Raw genomic sequence first — 5,647 nt, 5'->3', positions numbered from 1 at the left:
GTCAACCGTCTGCGGGAGGGTGGCGATGAAACTGAGCACCAAGGGGCGCTACGCGATGGTGGCGCTGGTCGATCTGGCCCTGATCCCCGAGGGCGGGCTGGTGTCGCTGGCCGAGATCTCGAAACGGCAGGACATCTCGCTGCCCTATCTCGAGCAGCTTTTCGTCAAGCTGCGCCGCGCGGGACTGGTGGAGTCGGTGCGTGGTCCGGGCGGCGGTTACCGGCTGGCGCGACCGGCCGCCGAGATCCGCGTGGTCGACGTGCTTTCGGCGGTCGACGAGACGGTAAGCGCGATGCACAAGGGCGCGGGCGCCTCGGGCGGGCTGTCGGGTAGCCGTGCGCAATCGTTGACCAACCGGCTGTGGGAGGGTCTTTCGGCCCATGTCTATGTGTTCCTGCACCAGACGCGGCTGTCGGACATCACGGCGAACGACCTTGCCCCTTGTCCGGCGGTGCCGGCGCTGTTCGAGGTGGTGGACGACGAGTAGGGGGCGCTGCCCCCGTCCGCTGGCGCGGACTCCCCCGGGATATTTTGGGCCAGAAGAAGGACAGGGCATGGGCGGGCGCGTCTATCCGGACTGGAATGCGACGGCGCCTTTGCGGCCGGAGGCGCGCGCTGCGATGATCGCGGCGATGGATGTGGTGGGCAACCCGTCGAGCGTGCATGCCGAGGGGCGCGCGGCGCGGGCGCTGGTCGAGAAGGCGCGTGCGCAGGTCGCTTCGGCCCTGGGGGCGGAGGGGGCGGAGACCGTCTTTACCTCGGGCGCGAGCGAGGCCGCCGCGCTGGCCTGTGCCGGGCGGGGGCTTGTTGCGGGCGATATCGAGCATGATTCGGTCGCTTCCTGGGTCGATCCCTGCCTGCCGGTGGACCGCAACGGACAGGTGAGCGTGGCCGATCCCGCGCGCATGGCGCTGCAACTGGCAAATTCCGAGACCGGCGTGATCCAGGACCTGCCGCCGGGCATCGCGGTCTGCGACATGACGCAAGCCTTCGGCAAGCTGCCGGTCGCCTTCAACTGCCTGGGCTGCGACATGGCGCTGGTTTCGGCCCACAAGATCGGGGGGCCCAAGGGGGTCGGCGCGCTGATCCTGAGGCGTGGAATCGAGCTGGAGGCGCGACTCCGCGGGGGCGGGCAGGAGAAGGGACGGCGCGCGGGAACCGAGAATGTGGTGGGCATCGCCGGCTTCGGCGCGGCTGCGGAAGCGGCGCAGGCGGATATTTCTGCTGGAAAATGGGCAGAAATCGAACATCTTAGAAATATTCTAGAAAAGATCGTTGCGTCCGGCACAAATGGGACTATTTTTGTCGGAAAAGCTGCGGCAAGGCTGCCGAACACGTCCTGCCTTGCCACTCCGGGGTGGAAGGGCGAGACGCAGGTGATGCGGATGGACCTTGCCGGGTTCGCGATTTCGGCGGGGTCGGCCTGTTCCTCGGGCAAGCTGCGCGCCAGTCGCGTGCTGCGGGCGATGGGTCTGGGCGAGGCGGTCGCGGCCTCGGCGGTGCGGGTCTCGCTGGGGCCGGGGGTGCGGGAAGAGGATGTGACGCGCTTTGCCGAGGCCTGGCTTGCGGCGGCGGCGAAATTCAGGGCCCGGGCGGGCTGAAACAGGGACGAGCGGGACCCGCACGGGTCCGGCAGGAAAAGGCGGAAGGATCAGATGGCTGCTTTGGACAATTCCGATCACAAGGGGACGGCCGATATCCGCGAGGGGGTCGACCGCGAGACCATCGAGACAGTCCAGTCGATGGCGGGCAAGTACAAGCATGGTTGGGAAACCGAGATCGAGATGGAATACGCCCCGATGGGCCTCAACGAGGACATCGTGCGGCTGATCTCGGCCAAGAAGGAAGAGCCCGAATGGATGACCGATTGGCGGCTGGCCGCGTTCCGGCGCTGGCAGCAACTGGAGGAACCCGACTGGGCGATGGTCGACTATCCCGAGATCGACTTCCAGACACAGTATTACTACGCCCGGCCCAAGAGCATGGCGGAAAAGCCCAAGTCGCTGGACGAGGTCGATCCCAAGCTGCTGGAGACCTACAAGAAGCTGGGCATCCCGCTGAAGGAGCAGATGATCCTGGCCGGTGTCGAGGGCGCCGAGGACGCGCCCGCCGAAGGCCGCAAGGTCGCGGTCGATGCGGTGTTCGATTCGGTCAGCGTGGGCACCACATTCCAGAAGGAACTGGAGAAGGCGGGCGTCATCTTCTGTTCGATCTCCGAGGCGATCCGGAACCACCCGGATCTGGTGAAGAAATACCTCGGGAGCGTCGTGCCGCAATCGGACAATTTCTATGCCACGCTGAACTCGGCCGTGTTCTCGGATGGCTCCTTCGTCTATGTGCCGCCGGGTGTGCGCTGTCCGATGGAACTCAGCACCTATTTCCGGATCAACGCCGAGAATACCGGCCAGTTCGAGCGCACGCTGATCATCGCCGACAAGGGCGCCTATGTGTCCTATCTGGAGGGCTGCACCGCACCCCAGCGTGACATCGCGCAACTGCACGCGGCGGTGGTCGAGATCGTGGTGCTGGACGATGCCGAGGTGAAATATTCCACTGTCCAGAACTGGTATCCGGGCGACGAGAACGGCAAGGGCGGCATCTACAACTTCGTCACCAAGCGCGCCGATTGCCGGGGCGCGCGGTCCAAGGTGATGTGGACGCAGGTGGAAACCGGCTCGGCGGTGACGTGGAAATACCCCTCCTGCATCCTGCGCGGCGATGACAGCCAGGGCGAGTTCTACTCGATCGCCATCACCAACAACTGGCAGCAGGCCGATACCGGCACCAAGATGGTGCATCTGGGCAAGAACACGCGGTCCCGGATCGTGTCCAAGGGGATTTCCGCGGGCCACGCGCAGAACACCTATCGCGGGCTCGTCTCGATGCACCCCAAGGCCAGGAACAGCCGCAACTATACCCAGTGCGACAGTCTGCTGATCGGCAGCACCTGCGGGGCGCATACCGTGCCCTATATCGAGGTGCGCAACAACTCGTCCCGGGTCGAACATGAGGCGACGACATCCAAGGTGGATGACGACCAGCTGTTCTATTGCCGTAGCCGCGGGATGGACGAGGAAGAGGCCGTCGCACTGGTCGTCAACGGCTTCTGCAAGGAGGTGTTGCAGGCCCTGCCGATGGAATTCGCGATGGAGGCGCAGCAACTGGTGGCAATCTCGTTGGAGGGAAGCGTCGGCTGATGGGCTCGCCGTGGTTTGTGCCAAAGACGCATGGCTATGGGGCCTTCCCGGCAAACTGGAAGGGATGGGCGGCGGTGGCTGTCTTTTCGCTGCTGCTGGGGCTTGTGGCGATTGCGGTTTTCGGCTCCTTGGGGCGGTCGGGTGTGGCGCTGTTCTGGCCGGTGGCGCTGTATTTGCTGCTGACCGCCGGTCTGACGCTCGGGTTTGTCGTGATCGTCCGGCGCAAGACGAGCGGTAACTGGCGCTGGCGCCGGGGTGCTGATGACTGAGGAAGACACGATGATCGTGACCACCACCCCTTCGGTCGAGGGCAAGACCATCACCGCCTATCACGGCATCGCCGTGGGCGAGGCGATCCTGGGCGCCAACGTGTTCCGGGACATCTTTGCCGGGATCACCGACATCATCGGCGGCCGGTCGGGCGCCTATGAGCAACCGCTGGGCGAGGCGCGCGAGACGGCGCTGCGCGAGCTGCAGGGTCGGGCGCGGGCGATGGGCGCGAATGCCGTGGTCGGCGTCGATCTCGATTACGAGGTTATCAACAACATGCTGATGGTGTCCGCCGCGGGCACCGCCGTTACCATTGCCTAGGGGAAGAAACATGCTGGAAATCAAGAATCTGCGGGCCTCTCTTGAGGAAGAGGACAAGGAAATCCTCAAGGGCCTGACACTGACCGTAGAGGCGGGCAAGGTGCACGCGATCATGGGGCCGAACGGGTCGGGCAAGTCGACGCTCAGCTATGTGCTGGCGGGTCGGAGCGGCTATGAGGTGACCGAGGGCAGCGCGACGCTTCTGGGCCAGGACATCCTGGCGATGGAGCCCGAGGAACGCGCGGCGGCCGGGCTGTTCCTGGCCTTCCAGTATCCGGTCGAGATCCCCGGCGTCGGCAACATGACCTTCCTGCGCACGGCGGTGAATGCCCAGCGCAAGGCCCGCGGCGAGGAGGAGATGGACGCCGCGACCTTCCTGAAGGTGGTGCGCGCCCGCGCCAAGGACCTGAACATCGACGCCGAGATGCTGAAACGGCCCGTGAACATGGGCTTTTCGGGCGGCGAGAAGAAGCGCAACGAGATCCTGCAGATGGCGATGCTGGAGCCGCGCGTCTGCATCCTCGACGAGACCGATTCGGGGCTGGACGTGGACGCGATGAAGCTGGTGGCCGATGGCGTGAACGCGATGCGCAGCCCCGATCGCGGCTTCCTCGTCATCACGCATTACCAGCGTCTGCTGGATCATATCGTGCCGGACGTGGTCCATATCATGGTGGATGGCCGGATCATCAAGACGGGCGGGCCGGAACTGGCGCTTGAGGTCGAGAAGAACGGCTATGCCGACCTGATCGGGGAGGCGGCGTGATGGCTTTGCCGCAGGCGAAACTGACCGCGACCGAAGTGCGGCTGGCCGGGCTGAGCCTGCCTTCCGCGCCGGGTTGGACGCGGCTCGCGCGCGAGGGGGCGCTGGCGCGGGTGCAGGCGATGGGCATGCCGGGGCGGCGCGACGAATACTGGCGCTTCACCGATCCGGCGGATTTCGTGTCCGCCGAGCCGGTGCCCGCGACGCATCACGCGCGCCAGAAGGTCCCGGTCTTCGACGGCATGGATCGAGTGAGGCTGGTCTTCGTCGACGGGGTTTTCGATGCGGCGGCCTCGGATGATCCGGCGCTGGCGGGGGTCGAGATCACCCGTCTGGCCGAGGCGCAGGGTCAGGATATTCACTGGGCCGCCGATCTTTACGGCACGCTGGAGGCGCGCGGACAGGAGCCGGTGGACCGGCCGCTGGCCGCGCTGAACACCGCCTTTGCCACCGATGGCTTTCTGATCCGTGCGACGGGCCGCGCCGAGAAGCCGGTGAACCTGATCTATCGGCACGAGTCGGATACCTCTGACGCGATTCTTCACCATGTCATCAAGATCGAGCCGGGCGCCGATCTGACCGTTCTGGAGAACGGCCCGGCCGCGGCGCGGTTCAACAAGGTGATGGAGGTCGAGATCGCCGATGGCGGCGCCTTCCACCATGTCCGGCTGCAGGGGCGCGATCATGGCCGGCGCGCGGCAACCCATATCTTCACCCGGCTGGGGCGCGAAGCGACGTTCAAGTCCTTCACCATGACCGCGAATGGGGCGCTGACGCGCAATGAATGCATGATCGAACTGGCGGGCGATGACGGCGTGGCCCATGTAGCGGGCGCCTGCGTGGGCGACGGCGCGGATTTTCACCATGACGACACGGTCTTCGTCACCCATGACGCCGAGCGCTGCGAAAGCCGCCAGGTCTTCAAGAAGGTGCTGAAGAACGGCGCCACCGGTGTCTTCCAAGGCAAGATCCTTGTGCAGCCCGGCGCGCAGAAGACCGACGGCTACCAGCTCTCGCAATCGCTGCTGCTGGACGGGGACAGCCAGTTCCTGGTCAAGCCGGAACTGGAAATCCATGCCGACGACGTCGCCTGTTC

Annotated in this window: 7 protein-coding genes; all 7 read left to right on the top strand. The window is 65.5% G+C overall.

Annotation, left to right across the window (positions count from 1 at the left end; translation table 11 throughout):
• Positions 1 to 25: 25 nt before the first annotated feature.
• The gene (locus ENN83_RS09975) at positions 26 to 487 is read left to right on the top strand and encodes an Rrf2 family transcriptional regulator (protein WP_287186512.1); all 462 of its coding nucleotides are present in this window, start codon (positions 26 to 28) and stop codon (positions 485 to 487) included.
• Positions 488 to 554: 67 nt separating this feature from the next.
• Complete coding sequence (locus tag ENN83_RS09970) at positions 555 to 1,601, top strand: cysteine desulfurase family protein (protein WP_287186507.1); 1,047 nt, start codon at positions 555 to 557, stop codon at positions 1,599 to 1,601.
• A 54-nt stretch (positions 1,602 to 1,655) separates the two neighbouring features.
• On the top strand, positions 1,656 to 3,197 hold the full coding sequence (gene sufB, locus ENN83_RS09965; protein WP_287186504.1) for a Fe-S cluster assembly protein SufB: 1,542 nt from the start codon (positions 1,656 to 1,658) through the stop codon (positions 3,195 to 3,197).
• A gap of 74 nt (positions 3,198 to 3,271) precedes the next feature.
• Positions 3,272 to 3,466 carry a hypothetical protein gene (locus tag ENN83_RS09960; protein WP_287186501.1) on the top strand — a complete coding sequence of 65 codons (195 nt, stop codon included), beginning with the start codon at positions 3,272 to 3,274 and terminating at the stop codon, positions 3,464 to 3,466.
• Between the two features lie 10 nt (positions 3,467 to 3,476).
• A complete protein-coding gene (locus ENN83_RS09955) occupies positions 3,477 to 3,788 on the top strand; it encodes a heavy metal-binding domain-containing protein (RefSeq protein ID WP_287186510.1) in 312 nt (103 codons plus the stop codon).
• A gap of 10 nt (positions 3,789 to 3,798) precedes the next feature.
• Positions 3,799 to 4,554 carry a Fe-S cluster assembly ATPase SufC gene (gene sufC, locus ENN83_RS09950; protein WP_287186498.1) on the top strand — a complete coding sequence of 252 codons (756 nt, stop codon included), beginning with the start codon at positions 3,799 to 3,801 and terminating at the stop codon, positions 4,552 to 4,554.
• The coding region (locus tag ENN83_RS09945; protein ID WP_287186494.1) for a SufB/SufD family protein at positions 4,554 to 5,647 on the top strand (1,094 nt) is incomplete at its 3' end. The genes sufC and ENN83_RS09945, both read left to right, overlap by 1 nt.

It is taken from the genome of Rhodovulum sp., from assembly GCF_011048875.1.
Lineage (GTDB): Bacteria > Pseudomonadota > Alphaproteobacteria > Rhodobacterales > Rhodobacteraceae > Rhodovulum > Rhodovulum tesquicola.
Note: the sequence above shows the minus strand (reverse complement) of the source record. Positions and strands in the feature narration are given on the sequence as shown.